This is a genomic window from Kribbella flavida DSM 17836 (assembly GCF_000024345.1).
In the GTDB taxonomy this organism is placed as follows: domain Bacteria; phylum Actinomycetota; class Actinomycetes; order Propionibacteriales; family Kribbellaceae; genus Kribbella; species Kribbella flavida.
This window is the reverse complement of the sequence record NC_013729.1, coordinates 351,062-372,576: the sequence shown is the minus strand read 5'-3', so window position 1 is coordinate 372,576 and position 21,515 is coordinate 351,062. Positions and strand designations below refer to the sequence as shown.

Here is a 21,515-nt window from a genome sequence, read left to right as displayed (position 1 = left end):
TGCGGCATCGCCGCGCCGTCAACGCGCCCACGTCACCTGACGCCAGTACGGCGTGCGTGTTGCTCAGAGCAAGGTCAGGTCGGCGACCAGGCCGTAGTGGTCACTGAGGGGTGGGTTGACGCCGACGAGGTCGACCGTGTCGATGGTCGCCTGGGTGTCGGGGTGAGCGTGACGGGAGCCGACGAAGATGTAGTCCAGGCGGCGGTGGTGGGGCGACTGGCCGATCAGGGTGGCGATCTCCTCGCGGGCGAGAGGGTTCGCGGTGGTCCAGGTGTGGCCGGGGCCTTCGCCTCGGGTGGTCCAGGCGTCGTGGAAGTGGACGCTGGTGCCGTCGAGGGACTGGTGGCCGGAGAGGAAGCGGATGCTCGCGGAATCCGGGGTCGCGTTGAAGTCGCCGGCCAGGACGGTGGGCAGGGCGGTTCGGTGGCGGGCGTCGAGGGCGGCGATGTCCAAGGCCTGCCGCTCGCGCGCGTACTCGTGGTCCAGCTGCCAAGGAGTGGTCGGGGTGATGGCGAGCACCTCGCCCACTGGCCCCAGGTCGACCGTGACGGCCAACGTCCACCAGTGCGGATCACCCCGTACGCCGGTCCCGCGGTGCTCCAGCACTTCGGCGACGCGGTGCGGGTGTCGCGTGGCGATCGCCGTTCCGTCGTGGCGGAAGAGTTCGGGCAGGTCGGGCAGGACGTCGCGCTGGTGGGTCCGATGGGTGAGCCCGGTGCCCTCGAGCAGTTCGGCCAGCTGGTCATTGGATCCCGCCGGGTAGCAGACCTCCTGCAACGCGACCAGGTCCGGGGAAAGCCGGCGGAGCTCTTCGTTGATCAGCCGGAAGCGGCGTGGGTCGCCTACGTCGTTCTGCACGTTCAGCGTCAGCACTCGGTATCGCATCGTTGTCCGAGTGCCCGATCCGGACGTCGCGAACCGCCGGAACCGTCAAGGACCTCCGCGCCGCATGTAACCGTGCGTAATGACCAAATTCCGCATTGCGACATTTCCCGCACACATGCCTGATTCCGCAGAAATCCTGCGGAGTTTCTCGAAAAAAGGTGGAGAAAAGCTGTAACGGACTTCACCTGCACCCGATAAACGGATCGAGCGGCCTGGCTGGGGGGCTTGGTGGACGCTCCGGTGCTTCTTCGGGATCACCGGTTCGATGGAGGGGCCCCAGCAGGTGCTCGCCCGGGGCGGGGTGAGCACCTGCACACGGGGACCCGCCAGGGGGGCAACGAGGGGGGGGGAACACGGGGCAACTCTCCGGGGGGAACCAGAGAGCCAACCGCGAAGAGCCGGCGTCGATCAGGTGGATCGACGACCGGCTCTTCGGCTGTCCGGGGTCAGCTCCGAACGGTCGGTTCCGGACGGTCAGCCCTTGATGCCGACGTTCGCCATGCCCTCGACGAAGCGCTTCTGGGCGAGCACGAACATCACGATCATCGGCAGTGTCGCCAGCGCCGTACCGGCCATCAGGTACGGCCACTGCACCTCCGCCGGGTTCTGGGCGAAGATCGCCAGCCCCAGCTGCAACGGCCGCAGCGAGTCCGACGTGGTGATCATCAGCGGCCAGAGGAACCCGTTCCAGGCCGCCTCGATCTGGAACACGCAGATCGTGATCAGGGCCGGCTTGATCAGCGGCGTCATGATCCGCCAGAAGATGCCGAACTCGCCCAGCCCGTCCACCCGGGCCGCCTGCGCCAGCTCGCTCGGCAGCGACACGAAGAACTGCCGGGCCAGGAACGTGAACAGCGGCGCGGCGCCGAGCGGGATGATGAGGCCCCACCAGGAGTTCAGCCAGCCGATGCCGCCCTGGCCGAGAATGTTGTTGCCGCCGAACAGCGGGATCGACTTCACGATCAGGAACAACGGCACCAGGATGATCTGGAACGGCACCAGCAGCAGCAGGATGAAGTAGTTGAGCAGCGCCTTCGAGCCGCGGATCGGCAGCTTGGCCAGGGCGTACCCGGCCGTCGTGCAGACCGCCAGCGTGAACGCCGTCTCACCGACCGCGATCAGCAGGCTGTTGCGGAAGTAGCGCAGGAACGGCCCGGACTGCATCGCCTCGACGAAGTTGCGCCAGCGCAACTCCCCCGGCAACCAGGAGAACTTGGCGATCTCCAGCTCGTTCTTGAACGCCGTCAGCACCATCCACACGAACGGCAGGATCATCAGGATCGCGCCGACCGTCAGCGCGGCGTACAGCAGGATCCGGCCGATCCGCAGCGACGAGGGCTTGCCGGCCGCGGCGGCGGGCAACGGGACGCTAGTCATGGGAGTCCGCCTTCTGGAGCAGGCGTCCGGCGCCGATGAAGAGCGCGATCACCAGCATCATGATCACGGTCTCGGCGGACGCGTAGCCGAGTTTCAGGTCCTGGAACGCGTTCTGGTAGATGTCCAGCACCAGCACGCGGGTCTCGGTGCCGGGACCACCTCTGGTCATCACGTACACCAGGTCGAAGACCTGGAAGGTGCCGACGATCGAGGTGATCAGCACGAAGAACTGCACCGGGCCGAGGGCCGGCCAGGTGACGTGCACGAACCGCTGCCAGCGGCCGGCACCGTCCAGGTCCGCCGATTCCAGCAGGCTGCGGGAGACGCCCTGCAGCGCGGCCAGGTAGATGATGATCTTGGTCCCGAGGCCCTGCCAGATCCCGACCACCATCAGCGAGCCGAGCGCGGTCGACGGATCGGTCAGCCAGCGGTTCGGGGCGAAGCCGAACAAGCTGAGGAACCCGTTCGCCAGACCGGAGCCCGGGTTGTAGATCCACAGCCAGATGGTGGCGATCGCGACCGTCGCGGTGACCGTGGGGATGTAGAACGCGGTCCGGAAGAAGCCGAGGCCGCGGATCTTCTGGTTGAGGCCGACCGCGATCAGCAGGGAGATCGCCATCGAGATCGGGATCACCACCACGGCGTACAGGACCGTGTTGACCAAGGACGCCTGGAAGTCGACGTCGCGGACGAGGTCGCGGTAGTTGGCGAGGCCGACCCAGGACCACGAGTCGCCGAAGCTGTAGTCGGTGAGGCTGAGCACCAGCACGGCGATCACCGGGATCACGATGAAGATCGCGGAGTGCGCCAGCGCGGGCGCCAGCAGCACCCAGCCGGCCCGGACCTGGCTGCGGATCAGCGCGCGGCTGTCCTTGCCCGGAGCCACCTTGCGCGGCTCGGCGACGGCGGTCGGGCGTTCCAGTGTGGCGCTCATCGTGACTGTCCTGCCAGGTTGGCCAGTACCTTGGCGGGATCCTTCTGACCGAGGATCGCCTGGGTGAGCTGGATGTCGAAGTTGCCCCGCATCTCCAGCCAGTTGGTCGGCGGGCTGTTCTCGTTCACGGCGTGCGGCAGGCCCTCGGCGACGAACGCGCTCAGCGGGTTCGACTTCGCCTGCGGCGAGTTGATCGCGTCCCGGTAGGCCGGCAACTTCTTGTTGAGCTTGGCCATCTCGTCCAGGGTGCTCGGCTGGGTGAGCGCCTGGATGAACGCCCAGGCCGCGTCCTTGTGCCGGCTGCGCGACCCGATCGAGGCGAGGTCGCCACCGACGTACTCGATCTCCTGGCCGCTGTCGAAGCGGAAGAACCGCAGATCGTCACAGTTCTTCTGGCCGATGCCCTTGTCGGAGCAGTCGACCGCGCCGCCGACGATGCCCATCGCGGCCTCACCGCTCAGCACCAGCGGCTGCTGCGACGCGTTCTGCTGGCCGTAGGGCTGGACCTTGTTGACCATCGACTTGATCCAGTTGAGCGTCTCCAGGCCCTTCTCGTTGCTGTAGTTCGGCTCCCCGTCGACGTACAGCGGCGTGCCGGTCGAGGCGAGCAGCGTGGTGTAGGTCTGCCGGTAACTGCTGGCCCCGGCCAGGAAGTCGAACCCCGGCCTGGTGATCGTGCCGCTGCCGTCCCGCTTGGTCAGCTTCTCGGCCGCGACCTCGAGCTCGGCCAGCGACGCCGGCGGGCGGTCCGGGTCCAGTCCGGCTTCGCGGAACGCGCTCTTGCGCAACGCGACCGCGCGCGCGTCGGCGAGTAGCGGGTACGCGTACAGCCTGCCGTCGTACGTGGCCGGCTGGATCAGCGCCTCGAGGCTGCGCTGCTCGATCACCTCCGGCGTCACGCCGTACTGCGCGAGATCGAGAAAGATCCGCTTCGACGCGAAGGGCTGGATCCAGCCGACGCCGGTCACCATCACGTCGTACGAGATGCCGGCGGCGATCGACGTCGACATCTTCTCGTTGAGGTTGTTGTACGTCGCGAAGTCCGGCTCGACCTTCATCGCCGGATAGGTCTTCTGGAACTCTTGCACGACCTTGGCGAACGCCTCGCGGCCCTTCGTGCTGGCCGGGAACGACGGGATCAGCACCCGCAACGTCCCGGTCGCCTCGGCCGGTGGCACGCCGTCCGTCGACTTGTCGATCACCCCGTTGCCACAGGCACTCGCGGCCAGTCCGACCGCGGCCGCCAGCACCACCAGTCCAGCACCACGTCTCACAGGGGGCTCCTTCGCTGCCGTGTGCTCCGCCCGTGCGTGACGGCCGGACCACCGAGTGCAGCGAAAGTATGGGAAAGGGCTTTCCGCGTCAATACCTGGCGCTCGAATGATCAGATTCGATCAGCGAGGACCGCTCCGCAGGATTCCCGGACCCGCAGTTCCGGCAAGAGGCTCAGATGCTGCGTCACTCCCCGCCGGTCGCTGCCCGCCCGCAGCCGGCGCAGTAGCAGCTCACACGCGGTCTCGCCGAGCTGGAACTTGGGCGGACAGACAGCGGTCAGCGGTACCACGGCCAGCGCGGCGGTCTCGTCGTTGTAGGCGATCACGGCCAGGTCGTCGGGGACCCGCAGCCCGCGTTCCATCGCGCGCTCGACCAGCCGGGCCGCATGCTCGTCGGAGTGCACCACCACGGCCCGGGCCCCGTACGCCTCGCACTCGGCGAGGAACGCGTCGAGCTGGGCGATCGAGTGCGCATCCTCGCCGCGCGCGGGCAGCACGACCGGGGAGACGAACAGGTCGACGCCGAGGGTGTCGGCCGCTCGCGCGACGCCCTGCCGCAGCCAGTGCGCGGTGGCGCTCGCGTCCAGGCTGATCCCGATCCGGCGATGGCCGAGCGAGACGAGGTGCCGCAGCGCGAGCAGCGCGCCGTACGCGTGATCGGTCCGCACGTGGTCGTACTCGTGGTCCACGTCGGGGAATCCGAAGGCCCGCTCCATCAGCACGACCGGTACGTCGATGTCGTCCAGCCGGCGACCGACCTCCGCGGCCCGCTCGTCGCCGAGCGCGGTGGCGATCAGCAGGCCGGCGACGTCGAGGGCGAGGATCTTGTCGATCCGCTTCTGCTCGACCTGCACGTCGTACCCGGAGACGCCGAGCACGAGACGGGCGCCGTACCGGTCGGCCATCGCCTCGGCGCCGCGGATCACGTCGGTGTAGTAGAAGGTCGAGCTCGGGACGACGAGGCCGACGGTGAGCTGGGGCCCGGCTTGGGAGACGCCGGCGGGGGAGGTGCCGACCGCCCCGCCGTGCACCCTGCGGAGCAGTCCGGCGGAGTCCAGCTCGGCGAGATCGCGGCGTACTGTGATCGCGGAGACGCCCAGCTCGGCGGCCAGCTCGCCGACCCGGAGCCGGCCGCGGCGGCGCAGGCTCCGCAGGATCAGCTCGTGGCGCTCAGGTACCAGCATCGCGACGGCCCCCTGGAATGGTGCACAGTGATCTGTGCGTGATTGTTCGTGATCATACGATCATCCGCGCCGACGAACCGAAGGAGACGGTGTGAGCGAGGGAACGAGCCGGACCAACGTCGTGATGTCCAAGCTCTCGACGGCCGGCGACCTGCTGATGCTGCAGCTGGCCTTCCTGGTGCTGAGCGTCGGCATCGTCACGCTGTTCCCCGCCGCGTTCGCGCTGCAACGGGTGTTGCCGTACGCGATCGGTCAGGAGCATCCCTCGTTGCTGCGCCGGTTCTGGGGCGAGTTCAGGTGGGCCTTCCGGCACTTCTGGCTGGCCGGCCTGGGCCTGTACTTCGGCGGCGTGGCGCTGGCGTTCGGCCTGCTCTTCTGGGCCTCGACCGGCGGCCCGATCCGGATCTTCGCACTGGCGGTGCTGATCCCGCTGACCGGGATGATCATCGGGCTGTACCTGAGCGCGCTCGCCGTCCTGCCGGACACCGCGGAGGACGCGACGCCGCGCAGCCTGTTCCGTGCCGCCAACCTCTTCCTGCTCCGGCGCTCGCTCGCGGTCGCCGGTGGGGTGATCGGCCTGGCCACCTGGTTCCTGCTGGTCGGCCGGCTGCCCACGCTGTTCGTGATCGGCTCCGGCCTGGTGCCGGCGCTGCTCGCGTACTGGATCTCGCGCACCACGACGAACCGGCCGCAGAAAAGTTCTCCCGACGTGTCAATCTGAGCGGTCCCGGTTCGACGTAGGGGTGTAGGCAACCCCACGGACCCGAGGAGACCCAGCATGTACGCGACGACCGAATCCCTGGCGACGACGCCGGCCGCGCAGGGCAGCGGCCGTTCCCGCTGGCTCGCGCTCTACACACTCTGCGCGGGCATGTTGATGATCGTGCTCGACGTGACCGTGGTGAACGTGGCGCTGCCCGCGATCCAGGACGATCTCGGCTTCACCAGCTCGTCCCTGGCCTGGGTGGTGAACGCCTACCTGATCGCGTTCGGCGGGCTGCTGCTCCTGGCCGGACGGCTCGGCGACCTGCTCGGTCGGCGCAACATCTTCGTCGCCGGACTCGCCGTGTTCACGGCGGCCTCGGTCTGGTGCGGCTTCGCCGGCTCGCAGGAGATGCTGGTCGCGGCACGGTTCCTGCAGGGCGTCGGCGGCGCGCTGACCTCCGCGGTGATCCTGGGCATGATCGTGACGCTGTTCCCGGAGCCGCGCGAGCAGGCCAAGGCGATCGGTGTCTACGCGTTCGTCGCGTCCGCGGGCGGTTCGATCGGTCTGCTCGCCGGTGGCGTGCTGACCCAGGCGATCAGCTGGCACTGGATCTTCTTCATCAACCTGCCGATCGGTATCGCGACCGCCTGGCTGGCGATCCGGCTGATCGACAAGGACAGGGGCCTCGGGATGAGCCGCGGGACCGACGTACCGGGTGCCGTGCTGATCACCGCGGCGCTGATGGTCGGCGTGTTCACCATCGTCAGCCCGGCCGCCGAGCTCGGCTGGACCGCGCCCCGCACGATGGCGCTGTCGCTGCTGACGCTGACACTGCTCGGCAGCTTCATCCTGCGTGAGTCGACCGCCGCCACCCCGCTGGTCCCGCTGCGCATCTTCCGCTCCCGCACGCTGACCGGGGCGAACCTGGTCCAGGCGCTGTCCAGCTCGGGCATGTTCGGCATCTTCTTCCTCGGCTCGCTCTACCTGCAGCGGGTGCTCGGGTACGACGCGCTGGAGATCGGGCTGGCGTTCCTGCCGACCACGCTGGTGATGGGCGTGCTGTCGGTCCGGTACTCCGAGCAGCTGGTGACGCGCTTCGGTCCCCGGCGGCCGCTGATCGCCGGGCTGGTGCTGATCGTGATCGGGCTGGTGCTGTTCACCCAGGCGCCGGTCGGCGGCAACTACGTCGTACACGTGCTGCCGGTCCTCATTCTGCTCGGTCTGGGCGGCGGCATCTGTTTCCCGGCGCTGATGGGCCTGGCGATGGCCGACGTCGAGCCCGAGGACGCAGGTCTGGCCTCCGGCCTGATCGGCACCACCGCCGAGGTCGGCGCCGCCCTCGGCCTGGCCGTCCTGGCCACCCTGTCCGCCACCCGCACCGAAGACCTGGCCGGGGCCGGCAAGCCCGCCCTGGACGCCCTGACCAGCGGCTACCACCTCTCCTTCGCCGTAGCCGCCGCCATCGTCGCCGCCGCGGTCGTCATCTGCTGCACGGTGATGCGCCCGGCAGCGCAGCCTGCCCCGGACACCGAAGTGGTTCCCGACGCCGCCTGACCCACCGCCGTACGCCGGTCCGTCGTCCATCCCGGACGGCGGACCGGTGCGGTGTTTCAGCGCGGACGCCGAAGTTCGCCCGGAACGACGAAGACGGCAAGAACCACCCCGACCGGAACGCCGAGCGGCGGGGCGGTTGTCCACAGGGTGAGGGGTGGAAGTCGTCGTTCGTCGGCTCGATGGTGAAGGATGTGGGCAGCATCGAGGCCGCGGGCGATCGGCGGCAGGGTGCCTCGGTTTGTTGGACGTAGAGGGGAACGGCACAGTGGTTTTGCAGTCGATCGAGCAGCGGATCGCCGACGAGCTGGAAGTGGGTGTCGGGCAGGTCCGGGCGGCCGTCGGGCTGCTGGACGAGGGCTCGACGGTCCCGTTCATCGCGCGGTACCGCAAGGAGGTCACCGGAGAGCTCGACGACGCGCAGCTGCGCGCGCTCGAGGAGCGGTTGCGCTACCTGCGCGAGCTGGAGGAACGCCGGCAGACCGTGCTCGAGTCGATCGAGAGCCAGGGCAAGCTGGACGACGCGCTCAAGGCCTCGATCCTGGCCGCCGAGACCAAGTCGCGGCTGGAGGACATCTACCTGCCGTTCAAGCCGAAGCGGCGGACCAAGGCGATGATCGCCCGCGAGGCCGGGCTGGAGCCGCTCGCCGACGGGCTGCTCGCCGACCCGTCGTACGAGCCGCTGGCCGCGGCCGCCGTCTTCGTGAACCCCGACGCCGGCGTCGCCGACCCGCAGGCCGCGCTGGACGGCGCCCGGGCGATCCTGGTCGAGCGGTTCGCCGAGGACGCCGATCTGATCGGCGAGCTGCGCGAGCGGCTCTGGAGCCAGGGCCGGCTGGCCTCCAAGGTCCGTGAGGGCAAGGAGACCGAGGGCGCGAAGTTCTCCGACTACTTCGACTTCGACGAGCCGTTCACCAAGATGCCGTCGCACCGGATCCTGGCGATGTTCCGCGGCGAGAAGGAGGACGTGCTCTCGCTGACCGTCGAGCCGCTGCCGGCCGGCGTCGAGGTGGACGGGCCGACGGAGTACGAGACCACGATCGCCCGCAAGGTCGGCATCGAGAACCAGGGCCGCCCGGGCGACCGGTGGCTGGTGGAGACGGTGCGCTGGGCCTGGCGGACGAAGATCCTGGTGCACCTGGGCATCGACCTGCGGATGCGGCTGCGGCAGACCGCCGAGGACGAGGCGGTCCGGGTCTTCGCGGCCAACCTGCGCGACCTGCTGCTGGCCGCGCCCGCCGGAACGCGCGCCACGATGGGCCTCGACCCGGGCTTCCGGACCGGCGTCAAGGTCGCCGTCGTCGACGCGACCGGCAAGGTGGTCGCCACCGGCGTCATCTACCCGCACGTTCCGCAGAACCAGTGGGACAAGTCGATCGCCCAGCTGGCCGCGCTCTGCGCCGCGCACCAGGTCGACCTGATTGCCATCGGCAACGGTACGGCGTCGCGGGAGACCGACAAGCTGGCCGCCGAGCTGATCGCCAAGCACCCCGAGCTGAAGCTGACCAAGGCCGTGGTGTCCGAGGCCGGCGCGTCGGTGTACTCGGCGTCCGCGTTCGCCTCCCAGGAACTGCCCGGCATGGACGTCTCGCTGCGCGGCGCGGTCTCGATCGCCCGCCGGCTGCAGGACCCGCTGGCCGAGCTGGTGAAGATCGACCCGAAGTCGATCGGCGTCGGGCAGTACCAGCACGACCTGCCGGAGAACTCGCTGTCCCGCTCGCTCGACGCAGTGGTCGAGGACTGTGTGAACGCGGTCGGCGTCGACCTGAACACGGCGTCCGCGCCGCTGCTGACCCGGGTCTCCGGCATCACCCCGGGCCTGGCCGAGAACATCGTCCAGCACCGCGACCAGAACGGCCCGTTCGCCACCCGGACGGCGCTCAAGGAGGTGCCGCGGCTCGGCCCGAAGGCGTTCGAGCAGGCGGCCGGCTTCCTGCGCATCCCCGGCGGCGACGACCCGCTGGACTCCTCCAGCGTGCACCCGGAGGCGTACCCGGTGGTGCGACGGATCCTGGACAAGACCGGCTCGGACCTGAAGTCCCTGATCGGCAACACCGCCGCGCTGCGGTCGGTCAAGGCGGCCGACTTCGTCGACGAGACCTTCGGTCTGCCGACCGTCACCGACATCCTGGCCGAGCTGGAGAAGCCGGGCCGGGACCCACGGCCGGCGTTCAAGACCGCGACCTTCGCCGAGGGCGTCGACAAGATCGCCGACCTGAAGCCGGGCATGCGGCTGGAGGGCCAGGTCACCAACGTGGCCGCGTTCGGCGCGTTCATCGACATCGGCGTGCACCAGGACGGCCTGGCGCACGTGTCGGCGCTGTCGAAGAACTACGTCAAGGACCCGCGCGAGGTGGTCAAGCCCGGTGACATCGTCAAGGTGAAGGTGCTCGAGGTCGACATCCCGCGTCAGCGCATCTCGCTGACGCTGCGGCTGGACGACGAGATCGGCGCCCCCACCTCGGGCCGTTCCGGCGGCGGCCAGAGCCGCGGCGCGGCGGGGCAGGGTCAAGGCGGCGGACGTGGTTCGGGCGGCCGTGGACCGGGCAGCCAGGGCCGCGGTCCCGGTGGCCAGGGCGGTCGGGGTCCCGGTGGCCAGGGCGGCGGGCGCGGCCCGGGTGGTCAGGGCGGCCGCGGCGGCGCCAAGCAGGGCACCCCGATGGACGAGGGTTCCCTCGCCGACGCCTTCCGCAAGGCCGGCTTCACCGTCCGCTGAGCGCACCGGCGTGGCGACGGTCCTGTTCCAGCCAGGACCGTCGCCGCGTCGTACTGCCGCGCCGGAACGCCTGCGGAACGGCCTGGCCGCCAGTTCGTCGCCGCTGGCCCGAGGTGGAGATGGAGCCGGTCGGCGGTTCAAGCTGCCCGATCGTTCGGCCGGTGCCGAACCGTCGCGGGTTTACCGTGGGGCGATGAGTCGAGAAGCGATCAGGCAGCGGTATCTGGAGATCAACGGCGACCACCCGATGACCGCCGAGGACGACGCCTACGTGACCAGGCAGTTCCGGGTCCTGGACGAGCTGTGCGCGGAGCAGGGCCGGGACGCCGACGAGGTCCGGCGACTGATGCTGGCGGAGAAGCTCCCGATGCCGGGTTACCTCCGCTCGGACGGCGCCGAGATGGTCCCGGCCGACCTGTTCGCCTTGGCCGACCAGGCCGAGGATCTGCGCGCGTGGTTCGTCGCTCAGTGGGCGGATGTGGCCGAGGGCACCGAGGAGTGGGGCGCGTACTTGAGCGGTCAGTACGTGTGTCTGCACTCGGTGACCCCGGCGACCATCCAGCGAAAGGGCCAGTTGATCGAGGCGATCAAGTCGGCCACGGATCCGGCCGAACTGAAGTCACTCGTCGACGAACTGGACGCACTGGAGCCTGAGTTCACCGCCTACGACCGGCTCCGCTTCGGCGGCCCGGTCTCCCGCGACGTCTACATCACGCCTTTCCGGTCGGCGACCTCCGCAGTCTCCGCGACAACGAGCAGCGTCACCGCCAACTGAGCTGGCCCAGCGACCTCCGCGATCTCCGCGACCGCGAGCGGCGTCGCTGCTGACTGAGCCTGTCCTGCGACCGGCTTGCTCGCCTGCCCACCAGACGTCAGCAGTTCGCCATCACGATCGTGCGCACTCTGGTGCTCGACGAACTGGACGGCGTACTCGACTTCCAGCCGCGGACCGATGGTCGGCGAGCACGCGGCGGTTGACGTCTCCATCACGTTGCGGCCGCGGTTTGGCCGCGTCCGGCCGGCGGATCGATGCGCGCTCACGACCGCCCCGACGTACCGGCCGAGCAGGTCGCGACCGGCTGGCGTCCTCCGGACCACACCGGGCTGGGTCAGCGGAGGTCGGCCAGGTGGCCGCCGGGGTCGCCGAGGTGCACGGCGGTGGCCTTCGGCTCGTAGCCGAGGCGGCGATAAATGCGGTCAGCGCCGTCGTCTCCGGGCGTGAGCCAGGCGAGAGTCGCGCCGCCGACCTCAAAGGCCTGCTGGGTCGCGTAGGCGGTCGCCAGTGCGCCCAAACCCTGCCGACGATGGGAGTGCAGCGTCCCGACGCCCGCCACCTCGGTCACGCCATCCGCGATCGCGGTCCACGCCGCGGTCGCCACTGGTACGCCATCCATCCGGATCAGTACGGCGCCTCCGTCGGCGGGCTCGGGCTGGAACGGGCTCGCGACGTCGTCCGTTTCGTACGCGTCGCCCGCGATCGCATTCGCCGCCTCCTGCTCCTCGGCCGACGCCACCACCGCCGCAGTCACCCCGGCAGGAAACTCCGGAACCAGCAGATCACCCGGCTCGACCGCCAGCAGCGGCGGACGCGACACGATCGTCATCCCGTGCTCGACCAGTACGTAGGCAAGCCCCGGGTTCGCTTCCTCGACCAGCTCCGCACTCAACCACCTGCCCTCGGCGGCGAACGCCTTGCGAATCGTCTCCAGCGCCCAGGGCACCTCCGCGGGGTCGAACGGCACACCCGGTTCGGCGGCGACCGCACGGGACAGGAACCAGACGTCCTCGTCGTGCAGCAGCCCAACCAGCGGCCCGGCGACGACCTGACGGCGCGACCGAACCAGCCCTTGCAACTGAGCGGAGGCAATCCGCGCGGCAATCCCCATCCCCCGACCCTATCCGCGCCGCCACCCGGCAAGCACCCGCACCGTCCCGACACCCACCGCGCCGTACGGGCTGACCCGAGGCCACGTACAGGCTGACCCGAGGCCACGTACTGGCTGACGCCGAGGCCAGTCCCCGGCCACCCCGTCGCGCATCTGGCGGGTTAACCGACCAAATGCAGGGTTGGCCCACGACATTCCGGCGGGCCAACCCTGCACTTGCAGGGTTAACCCCCGAAAGACCGCCATCCCGGCCGGAGCCATGCCCCCTGACGCCGTACGGACGGATGCCGCAGCGCGTCCCCCGTGCGCCATCGCGCGTCCGGTGGGTTAACCACCCAGACGCAGGGTTGGCCCACGACATTCCGGCGGGCCAACCCTGCACTTGAAGGGTTAACCCACGAGGGAGTGCTTGCTGGGGCCGGGTGGTGCCGAGGTGGACGGGTGCTGAGGTGGGCGAGCGGGGCTAGGTGGTGGAGAGCAGGAGGAGGTCTAGCAGGCGGTCGAGGTCGGTGGGGGTAGGAGTGGTGGGGAGGATTACGGCTAGTGCTTGCAGGGTGGTCAGGAGATCGCCTTGGATCGCGGAGCGGGGGCGGTTCGACGCGACGGCCAGGCGGTCGATCACCTGAGCGGTACGAGGTGAGGCAGCCAGGAGCGCGGCGCAGGGGTCGACGGCGCTTGCAGCGTCGACGGCCGCGCCTGCGGCGTTGGCGCCATTGCCCGCGCCGCCCGCGGTAGCCGCGTTGCCCACCCGGTCCGCGTTGGCCCTAATGCCCGCGCCGCCCGCGGTAGCCGCGTCGCCCACCCGGTCCGCGTTGGCCCTATTGGCCGCGGCGACCGCGTGGCTTGGCTCGTCGACGGTTGGCGCGTTGGCGGCGTACGCCCCGCCCCCGGAGGCGTCGGCTGCAGCGTTGGTGCCGGTGCCGGTGGCGGGGGCGGTGTCAGGGTTGGTGGTGTCGGCGTGGGTGGGGAGGTTCTCCAGTTCGACGCGGAGGTGGGTGCCGAGGGCGGTGGCGAGGCGGTCGAGGGTTGCCAGGGTTGGGTTGCCGCGGCCGTTCTCCAGGTTGGCGATGTACGGCACGGACAGGCCGGCGTCGACCGCGACCGAGGCGATCGTGCGGCCCGCGGCTTTGCGTCGTGCTCTGAACTCTGGTCCTAGTTCCACCTGATTCAGACTATCCTCACAAAATAGTATTGACCACGATTCTTCCGTGGAGATACTGTCCAGCCGGTGAGCGTCTGGGCGAACCGCGACTTCCGGCTGCTGTGGACGAGCAATGCCGTCTCCGGCGCCGGTTCCTGGCTGCTGGTGGTCGCGGTCCCCGTGCACGTCTTCCAACTGACCGGGTCTGCCGCCGCGACCGGGCTGACTCTCGCGCTCGAAGCCTTGCCGGCTCTGCTCCTTGGCCCCTGGGCCGGCGTACTGCTGGACCGGTGGGACCTGTCTCGCGCGATGTGGATCGCCGATCTGGTCAGTGCCGCTGCGGTCGGGCTGATCCTGTTCGCGGATCGGCCGGAGCGGCTTTGGCTGATCTACCTCGCCGTCCTGGTCGAGAACGTCGCGAGCACCGTCTTCCGCCCGGCGGCACGAGCACTGCTCCCGGCGGTGGTCGGCACCGGTCGCGAACTGGCCGCGGCGAACGCGCTGACCGCCTTCACCGGCAGCGTGAACAGACTCGCCGCGCCGCCGCTCGGCGCCCTCCTGCTGGCCGGCCCCGGCATCACCTTCGTCCTGACCGTCGACATCGTCAGCTACTTGTTGTCGGCAGCAACCATTGCTGCGATTCGCCGTCGTCCGGACCGTGCGCTCCGGCAAGCCCTGCATCCCCTCGAAGGACTGCGGTACGCCGTGCGCAGCAGACCGCTCCGAGGACTTCTCACCGGCAACGGCATCTTTCTCACGGCCAACGCGGGCCTGACAGCCCTTCTGGTTCCCCTGACCGTAGAACGTCTCGACGCTCCCGGCCACACCGTCGGCTACCTGATTTCCGGCCTCGGCGTCGGCTACCTGGTCGGCGCCGCTGTCAGCGTGAAAGCCCTGTCCTGGCTGGGCATCCGCGAGCTCATCGCCGCGACCCAACTCGCCACCGCCGCCGCATTCTTCGCCTTGGCGAACGCACCGAATGTCCCCTGGGCCATCGGCGCCGCTGTGCTGATCGGACTGCCGGGCAGCGTCCTGCTCATCACCACCGAGACCACCGTGCAGCGCGTCACCAGGCCCACGATGCTGGCCCAGGTCGGCGCGCTCTTCTTCGCCGTGGATGCCTTGGCCACGGTGATCGGCGCCGTCGTCGCTCCGGCCGCTGTCCTCGTCGCCGGACTGCCGCTGACCCTCAACCTGCTGGCCGCGGTCGCCGTACTGGCCGCACCGGTCACGCTTCTCGTCCTACCGGGGCATCCAGCCGAGTTGACCCGGAAGCCGGCGCCCGAACGCTTCTCTCGCTGACGGCAACGACGAGTTACCCCCAAGCAGTGGACAAAGCTGTGGACAACCTGAAGCAGAAGTTGCTGTAGGCATCGACCGCGCCGAACCCACCGAACTACTGGGCCGACGGCCGGATGATGTGCTGCTCGATCGCGCGGGCGACGGCGGCGGCGCGGGTGTCGACGCCGAGCTTGGTGTAGATGTGCGACAGGTGCGACTTCACCGTGGCCTCGCTGACGAAGAGGCGTTTGGCCAGTTCGCGGTTCGACTGCCCGGTGGCGAGCAGGCCGAGGATCTCCACCTCGCGTTCGGTCAGCACCGGCCCGGGAGAGCCGGCCCGCTTCACCAGCCGGGCCGCGACCGCCGGGGCCAGGACCACCTCGCCCCGGGCGGTACCGCGGATCGCGCGGAACAGGTCGTCGGGTGGCGCGTCCTTCAGCAGGTACCCGGAGGCGCCGGCGTCGATCGCGCTCATGATGTCCGCCTCGGTGTCGTAGGTGGTGAGCACGAGCACCTGCGGCGGCTCCGGCAGCGCCCGCAGCCGCGCGGTGGCCTCGACGCCGCCGGGACCACGACCGAGGTTGAGATCCATCAGGACGACGTCCGGCCGGACCGCCGCGACGAGTTGCTCGGCGCTGTGCGCGTCGGACGCCTCACCGACCACGGTCAGGTCGTCCTGCCCGTCGACCAGCGCGCGCATCCCGGCCCGGACCACCGGATGGTCGTCGACCAGCGCCACCCGGATCACGAGCGCTCCAAGGGAACCGAGGCCGCGAGCGCAGTACCCTCCCCCGGCTCGCTCTCCAGGACCAGCGTGCCGCCGAGTTCCCGGAGGCGGCTGCGGATGCCGGCCAGTCCCCGGCCGCGGTCCGGATCGGCAGGCGGCGGGCGCTCGGGCAGACCGCGACCGTCGTCACGGACGTCGAGCGCGACAGCGTCCGGCTGGTAGGTGAGCGTGACCACCGCGGTGGTTGCGGCGGCGTGCTCGAGCACGTTCGCAAGCGCACCCCGCGCAGTGCGCAGCAGGGCGGTCTCGATCTCCGGGTCGAGGCGTACAGGCGTTCCATGGACCTGCACGCGGATCTCCACCGCACTGTGGGCAGCGAGCCGCTCGCACGTTTGCCGCAGTACGGCCGGCAACGCCGGATCACCCGGCCCCGACGCGAGCTCCGCCGGTGCGAGGTCGCGGACCACCCGGCGTACTTCGTCCAGGCCGTCGCGGGCAGTCGCCGCTGCCTGGGCCGCGTGCTCGCGCGCCGCGGCCGGGCGGCTGTCCCACTCGCGGTCGGCCGCCTGCAGCAGCAGGTTGATGCTGGACAGGCCCTGCGCGACGCTGTCGTGGATCTCCCGCGACAGCCGCGTCCGCTCAGCCAGTACGCCGGCCCGGTGCTGCGCGTCGGCCAGGTCACCCTGAGCTGCGTGCAGGTCGTCCAGCAGCGCCTGCCGGGCGAGCGCGTCCCGCTCCAGCGCCCGGTACGCGCCGACGGCGAGCACTGCGACGCAGACCGGGCCGAGCACGATCGTCGGGTCCAGCCGGTCCGACATCCGGGTCCAGGTGACCACCGTGGTCACGACCATGCCGGCGACCACCGCACAGGCCGGCCGGAACGGCAGCACGCGCAGCGCCACGAAGGACAGCGGCACAGCACACCAGGCGAACGACGGCGCCAGCAGGACCAGGCCGAACCAGACCGCGATGAGCAGGGCGAGCCATACCTGGCTGGGCAGCACCCGGTGCGCGGCGTACGTCGCCAGCAGGGTCGCGGCTCCGGCGAGCACCCAGGGCGCCCGGTCGCCGAACCCGTGCCCGGACAGGTACCGCACCGCGGACGCCGCGACGAGAACGACCAAGGTCGCGTGCAGCAGCGTCACGAGCCCGTTGGCACGGCCGAGAATCCCGGCGGCCCAGGTCGGTGCGGTCGGACGCGAGCGTGAAGTGGTCATCTGGAGCCGATGGTAGGCCCGCGGACCGACGGATCGAATCATCCGATCGGCTACTTCATCGTCCCCGAACGCCCGTCGTGCGCCCGCCGTCCGCGGACCAGGCTGGACCGTGTCGACCGTCCAGCACACCAGGGGCGTGTCCCCAATTCCGCGCAGCAGGCGGGGAATTGGAAGACACGCCCGAAATGCGAGGTATTCATGTCTGTTCGTTCCTTGTCCGCGACGCTGGCGCTGTCCGCCGTGCTGCTCGGCGCCGGGATGCCCACGGCCTCTGCCCGCCCGGCAAGCTACGAGTTGCCCGGGGACCCGGTGGTGAGCGGCGCGGGCGGGTCGAAGTACGAGGGGATCGGGTACGACGCCCGCACGCAGCGGTTCTACGTGTCGGAGACCACCGGCGGCGAGATCCACCGGGGGTCGCTGCGGTCCCCGGCCGCGGCCGAGTGGCTGGCCGGCGACGGCACCGACGGCCGGTGGACCGCGCGCGGCATCACCGTCGACGCGCACGGCCGGGTGTACGTCGCGGGCGGGCCGAACGGCATCGACCACCCGGGTGCACCCGACTTGTGGGTGTACGACCGGTCCGGCCGGCTGCTGGCCGCGCTGCGTACCGGCGTACCGAACGCGTTCCTGAACGACGTGGTCATCGGCCCGGACGGCGCGGCGTACTTCACCAACTCGAACGCAGCCCAGGTGTTCCGCGTGGCCGAGCGGGACGGCCGCTGGGCGGTGCGCACCTGGGCCGACGCAAGCGGGACGATCCCGACGCAGGCCGGGTTCAACCTCGGCGGCATCGTCGTGTCGGCGGACCGCCGCGCGCTGGTCGTGGCCCAGGGCAACGTCGGCAAGCTGTGGCGGTTCGACCTGCGGACCGGCGCGGTCTCGGCGGTCGGCACGGGTGGCGCTGACCTGGTGAACGCCGACGGCCTGGTGCGCCAGGGCGACCTGCTGTGGGTGGTGCGGAACTTCTCCCGGACCCTGACCACGCTGCGGCTCTCCGCCGACGGACGCACCGCCACCCTGGTCGCTGCGACTCCCACCGACCCGGACCGCGTGTTCACCACCGCGAAGCTGGCGCAGGGACGGCTGCTGCTCGTGGACAGCAAGTTCGACGAGCCGGTCGGGCTGCCGCCGTACCAGGTCGTTGCGCTGACTCCGCCGGGCCGATGACCCGTACTGCGACTGCCGTGGCCGCCGTCATCCTGGTGACGACGGCCACGGCCTGCTCGCCTCAGCAGGCCGCCTCGCCCCCAACCAGTACGCCGTCCGCCGCGCAGACCAGCCCGACCACCACGCCGATGCGAACACCAACTGCGAGGACCTCCCCCGTGCCGACCACCGACAGCCTGGACCGGCAACTGATCGCCGCCGCCTGGAAGAACGACGTGGCCACGGCCCGGCGGTTGATCGCCGCCGGGGCCGACGTGAACGCTGTCGACGACACCGTGCAGAGCGCCTTCCTCATCGCCGCGAGCGAGGGCTACCTGGACCTGCTCGAGCTGACCCTGCAGCACGGAGCCGACGTCCGCCGCCTCGACAGCTACCGCGGTACTGCGCTGATCCGCGCCGCCGAGCGCGGGCATGCCGCAGTGGTCGCCCAGTTGCTGCGCGCCGGTACTGCCGTGGACCACGTCAACCGGCTCGGCTGGACTGCGCTGCACGAGGCAGTCCTGCTCGGTGACGGCAGTCCGCGGTACGTCGACACTGTGCGCCTGCTGGTTGCTGCCGGAGCAGACCGCCACCGTCCGGCCGAGCGGGACGGGACAACCCCGCTGCAAGGAGCTCGGACTCGCGGACAGACGGCAGCGGTCGCAGTACTGAGCACCGCGCCGCCGAGTCGTACGGAGGCGGCTGCGGCGCTGCTGACGGCAGCCGAGGCGGGTGACGCAAACCGGGTCGCGGCAGCACTGGCCGCGAAAGCGCCGCTGGAACACAAGGACGGGCAGGGCCGTACCGCCCTGCTGCTCGCGTCGCTGCACGATCGGGTCGACGTGGCGCGCCTGCTGGTCGGGCTCGGCGCGGATCCGGACGCGCAGGACGAACGCCAGGACTCGGCCTGGCTGGTGACCGGGGTGACCGGCAGTGTCGCGATGCTGGAGACCCTGCTGCCGGCGAAGCCTGATCTCAAGCTGCGCAACCGCTTCGGCGGCGTCTCCGTCATCCCGGCGAGCGAACGGGGGCACGTGGACTACGTCCGACGCGTGGTCCGGACCGGTATCGACGTGAACCACGTCAACGACCTCGGCTGGACCGCGCTGCTGGAAGCGGTGATCCTCGGCCAGGGCACCGAACGGTGGCAGCAGATCGTCCGCATCCTGCTGGCGGCCGGCGCCGATCCGTCCCTGCCCGACCGCGACGGCGTCACCCCGCTGCGGCACGCCACCACCCGCGGCCACGACCAGCTCGCCGCCATCCTGCGCGCCGCCGGCGCACGCTGACTCCGGCGATGGCGGGCGGCGTCAGGAAGAGACGGAATCGCGGGCGTCGTAGTGAGCGCGGGCGGCGGCGATCTCCGACTGGTGGATCTCGGTCCAGCTGACCAGGGACTGGATGGTGTCGTGCAGGGTCACGCCGAGCGGGGTGAGCTCGTAGTCGACGCGCGGCGGCACGACCGGATGCACGGTACGCCGGACCAGGCCGTCGCGCTCGAGCTGGCGCAGCGTGACGGTGAGCATCCGCTGGCTGATGCCGTCGATGGTCTTCTTCAGCTCGGTGAAGCGCATCGTGCGGTTGTCGAGCAGCGCGATCACCAGCAACGACCACTTGTCACCGATCCGGTCCAGGATCTGCCGGACGTCGCAGTCCTCCCGGGTGTCCCACTGGAACGCGTCCTCGGTGCAGCAGGAGTGACTCGGTTCCTTCGAAGTGCCTTCTTCCATAACCCTTGATGGTTCCTCACGATGGGTTCAGTTACAAGTGATAACCGACCTGACGACGAGGAACCAGCTATGTCTACGACCAACGCCCCGGACCGCCTCACCGGGCGGGCCTGGGCCGTTCTGCTCGTGCTCTGCGGCGCGATCTTCCTGGAGGGCATCGACATCTCGATGATGGGCGTCGCGCTGCCGTCCATCCGAGCGGAGCTCGGCCTGACCACCAGCGAACTGCAGTGGGTGGTCAGCGCGTACGTGCTCGGCTACGGCGGCTTCGTGCTGCTCGGCGGCCGGGCTGCGGACCTGCTCGGCCGGCGCCGGATGTTCGTCGGCTGGCTGACGGTCTTCCTGGTCTTCTCTGGCCTCGGCGGTCTGGCCACCGAAGGCTGGATGCTGATCGTGGCCCGCTTCATCACCGGCGTCGCGGCCGGCTTCATGACGCCGGCCGGCCTGTCGATCATCACCACCAGCTACCCGGAGGGCCGGCAGCGCACCAAGGCCCTGCTCGTGTACGCCGGAATCGCGGCCGCCGGCTTCTCGCTCGGCATGGTCGTCGGCGGCCTGCTCACCTCGATCGACTGGCGCTGGGTGTTCTTCGCGCCGGTGGTGCTCGCCGCCGTCCTGCTGCCCGCCGCGCTCGTGCTGCTTCCCCGTGAGGACTCCACGAGCGCCGAGGACGCACCACGGACCGCCCGCCGGTTCGACGTCCCCGGCGCACTGATCCTCACCGCCGCGATGCTGCTGCTCGTCGCCACCGTCGTCCGTGCCCCGGACGTGCCGAAGGGGCAGACCCTGATCACCTTGGCCGGTGGACTGCTCCTGCTCACCGCCTTCGTCCAGGTCGAACGCCGCAGCCCGGCACCGCTGATCCGGTTGGGAATCCTGCGCAACGCGCCCCTCGTCCGGGCGAATCTCGGCGCGATCCTGCTGGTCGGCTCCTTCGTCGGCTTCCAGTTCATCGCCGTGCTCTACCTCCAGGAACTGCGGCACTGGTCCGAGCTGGAGACCGGCCTGGCCCTGATGGTGCTGGGGATCGACGCCGTGCTCGCGCCCACCCTCACGCCGTGGCTGGTGAACCGCTTCGGCGTCGGCCGGGTGATCCTCGGTGGCTTCGCGGTCGCCGTGGCGGCGTACGCGCTGTTCCTTCCGCTGGGCGCCGATCGGACCTACCTCGCGATGCTGCCGACGTTCCTGCTGCTCGGGCTGGCCTTTGCGCTCGCGTACGGCCCGTTGACGATCGCGGCGACCAACGGCGTCGCCGAGGAGGAGCAGGGGCTGGCGAGCGGCGTACTGACCACGTCGTTCCAGTTCGGGTCCGCGCTGGGGCTGGCCGCGGTGGCCGCCGTGCTGGCCGCGTTCGACGAGCTGACACACACCGGCCTGCGGACGGCGCTGCTCGTGCCGCTGGTGGCCGCGGTCCTCGGACTGCTCGCCGGAGCCCCCGAGCTGGCCCGGCGGACGGCCCGGGTCTGAAGGGAATCCTTCCGCGCGAAGCCCGCGACCCTCGCCCGGTCGCGGGCTCTGCGCACTCACTCGACCAAGGGTGCCCGCGCGATCGCGAAGAGTTACCAGGATGTGCGACATTTCGACCAGGCCCGAATAGCCGGCGGCGTTCCGGATCGTTATCGGCAAATCCGCAGGAACATTCTTGACAGTAGAAAGCCACTGCTTGTCCGGAACCGGTCCCAGGCGGTCTGACCAGCGGTTTCGGTGCTGCCGCGGAGTCCGGCGTAAGGCCTCTGTAAAGGTCCTCGGCGGCCTATTCC

At 70.2% G+C, this 21,515-nt stretch carries 18 protein-coding genes; 8 read left to right on the top strand and 10 right to left on the bottom strand.

The window, feature by feature from the left end:
* Positions 1 to 63 precede the first annotated feature (63 nt).
* The 5 genes from KFLA_RS01830 to KFLA_RS01810 all read right to left on the bottom strand — a co-directional run bounded on the left by KFLA_RS01830 (position 64) and on the right by KFLA_RS01810 (position 5,654).
* Positions 64 to 885, bottom strand: a complete 822-nt coding sequence (locus KFLA_RS01830) for an endonuclease/exonuclease/phosphatase family protein (protein ID WP_012918049.1) — start codon at positions 883 to 885, stop codon at positions 64 to 66.
* A 474-nt stretch (positions 886 to 1,359) separates the two neighbouring features.
* The gene (locus KFLA_RS01825; protein WP_012918048.1) at positions 1,360 to 2,262 is read right to left on the bottom strand and encodes a carbohydrate ABC transporter permease; all 903 of its coding nucleotides are present in this window, start codon (positions 2,260 to 2,262) and stop codon (positions 1,360 to 1,362) included.
* Positions 2,255 to 3,196: a carbohydrate ABC transporter permease gene (locus tag KFLA_RS01820; RefSeq protein WP_012918047.1), complete on the bottom strand. Its 942-nt coding sequence runs from the start codon at positions 3,194 to 3,196 to the stop codon at positions 2,255 to 2,257. Before KFLA_RS01820 ends, KFLA_RS01825 begins: the two co-directional genes overlap by 8 nt.
* A complete protein-coding gene (locus KFLA_RS01815) occupies positions 3,193 to 4,470 on the bottom strand; it encodes an extracellular solute-binding protein (protein ID WP_012918046.1) in 1,278 nt (425 codons plus the stop codon). Before KFLA_RS01815 ends, KFLA_RS01820 begins: the two co-directional genes overlap by 4 nt.
* Before the next feature lie 110 nt (positions 4,471 to 4,580).
* Complete coding sequence (locus KFLA_RS01810; RefSeq protein WP_012918045.1) at positions 4,581 to 5,654, bottom strand: LacI family DNA-binding transcriptional regulator; 1,074 nt, start codon at positions 5,652 to 5,654, stop codon at positions 4,581 to 4,583.
* A gap of 91 nt (positions 5,655 to 5,745) precedes the next feature.
* Between KFLA_RS01810 and KFLA_RS01805 the strand changes: the two genes are divergently transcribed.
* The 4 genes from KFLA_RS01805 to KFLA_RS01790 all read left to right on the top strand — a co-directional run bounded on the left by KFLA_RS01805 (position 5,746) and on the right by KFLA_RS01790 (position 11,402).
* Positions 5,746 to 6,375 carry a DUF624 domain-containing protein gene (locus KFLA_RS01805; protein WP_012918044.1) on the top strand — a complete coding sequence of 210 codons (630 nt, stop codon included), beginning with the start codon at positions 5,746 to 5,748 and terminating at the stop codon, positions 6,373 to 6,375.
* Positions 6,376 to 6,432: 57 nt separating this feature from the next.
* Entirely contained in the window at positions 6,433 to 7,914 is a 1,482-nt protein-coding gene (locus tag KFLA_RS01800) for an MFS transporter (RefSeq protein WP_012918043.1), read from the top strand.
* A gap of 265 nt (positions 7,915 to 8,179) precedes the next feature.
* The gene (locus KFLA_RS01795) at positions 8,180 to 10,627 is read left to right on the top strand and encodes a Tex family protein (RefSeq protein ID WP_012918042.1); all 2,448 of its coding nucleotides are present in this window, start codon (positions 8,180 to 8,182) and stop codon (positions 10,625 to 10,627) included.
* A gap of 193 nt (positions 10,628 to 10,820) precedes the next feature.
* Positions 10,821 to 11,402, top strand: coding sequence for a DUF6058 family natural product biosynthesis protein (locus KFLA_RS01790; RefSeq protein WP_012918041.1), 582 nt, complete (start codon positions 10,821 to 10,823; stop codon positions 11,400 to 11,402).
* A gap of 334 nt (positions 11,403 to 11,736) precedes the next feature.
* Here the strand turns inward: KFLA_RS01790 and KFLA_RS01780 are convergent, their stop codons facing one another.
* Together KFLA_RS01780 and KFLA_RS37010 are read right to left on the bottom strand one after the other, a co-directional pair.
* Positions 11,737 to 12,513 (bottom strand): GNAT family N-acetyltransferase, encoded by a 777-nt coding sequence (locus tag KFLA_RS01780; RefSeq protein ID WP_012918040.1) that lies wholly within the window; start codon positions 12,511 to 12,513, stop codon positions 11,737 to 11,739.
* Between the two features lie 463 nt (positions 12,514 to 12,976).
* Positions 12,977 to 13,675: a helix-turn-helix domain-containing protein gene (locus KFLA_RS37010; RefSeq protein WP_012918039.1), complete on the bottom strand. Its 699-nt coding sequence runs from the start codon at positions 13,673 to 13,675 to the stop codon at positions 12,977 to 12,979.
* Between the two features lie 66 nt (positions 13,676 to 13,741).
* Between KFLA_RS37010 and KFLA_RS01770 the strand changes: the two genes are divergently transcribed.
* Positions 13,742 to 14,956, top strand: a complete 1,215-nt coding sequence (locus tag KFLA_RS01770; protein WP_012918038.1) for an MFS transporter — start codon at positions 13,742 to 13,744, stop codon at positions 14,954 to 14,956.
* Positions 14,957 to 15,050: 94 nt separating this feature from the next.
* Here the strand turns inward: KFLA_RS01770 and KFLA_RS01765 are convergent, their stop codons facing one another.
* On the bottom strand, positions 15,051 to 15,683 hold the full coding sequence (locus tag KFLA_RS01765; protein WP_012918037.1) for a response regulator: 633 nt from the start codon (positions 15,681 to 15,683) through the stop codon (positions 15,051 to 15,053).
* Positions 15,680 to 16,879, bottom strand: coding sequence for a sensor histidine kinase (locus KFLA_RS01760; RefSeq protein WP_148256528.1), 1,200 nt, complete (start codon positions 16,877 to 16,879; stop codon positions 15,680 to 15,682). The genes KFLA_RS01765 and KFLA_RS01760 overlap by 4 nt, the downstream gene beginning before the upstream one ends.
* Before the next feature lie 198 nt (positions 16,880 to 17,077).
* Between KFLA_RS01760 and KFLA_RS01755 the strand changes: the two genes are divergently transcribed.
* Positions 17,078 to 18,046: an SMP-30/gluconolactonase/LRE family protein gene (locus tag KFLA_RS01755; RefSeq protein WP_012918035.1), complete on the top strand. Its 969-nt coding sequence runs from the start codon at positions 17,078 to 17,080 to the stop codon at positions 18,044 to 18,046.
* A gap of 17 nt (positions 18,047 to 18,063) precedes the next feature.
* Entirely contained in the window at positions 18,064 to 19,314 is a 1,251-nt protein-coding gene (locus KFLA_RS36355) for an ankyrin repeat domain-containing protein (RefSeq protein WP_237706685.1), read from the top strand.
* 21 nt (positions 19,315 to 19,335) lie between these two features.
* Here KFLA_RS36355 and KFLA_RS01745 read toward each other — a convergent pair whose 3' ends face one another.
* Positions 19,336 to 19,755 carry a winged helix-turn-helix transcriptional regulator gene (locus KFLA_RS01745; protein WP_012918033.1) on the bottom strand — a complete coding sequence of 140 codons (420 nt, stop codon included), beginning with the start codon at positions 19,753 to 19,755 and terminating at the stop codon, positions 19,336 to 19,338.
* Between the two features lie 69 nt (positions 19,756 to 19,824).
* Between KFLA_RS01745 and KFLA_RS01740 the strand changes: the two genes are divergently transcribed.
* On the top strand, positions 19,825 to 21,222 hold the full coding sequence (locus tag KFLA_RS01740; RefSeq protein ID WP_012918032.1) for an MFS transporter: 1,398 nt from the start codon (positions 19,825 to 19,827) through the stop codon (positions 21,220 to 21,222).
* Positions 21,223 to 21,515 lie beyond the last annotated feature (293 nt).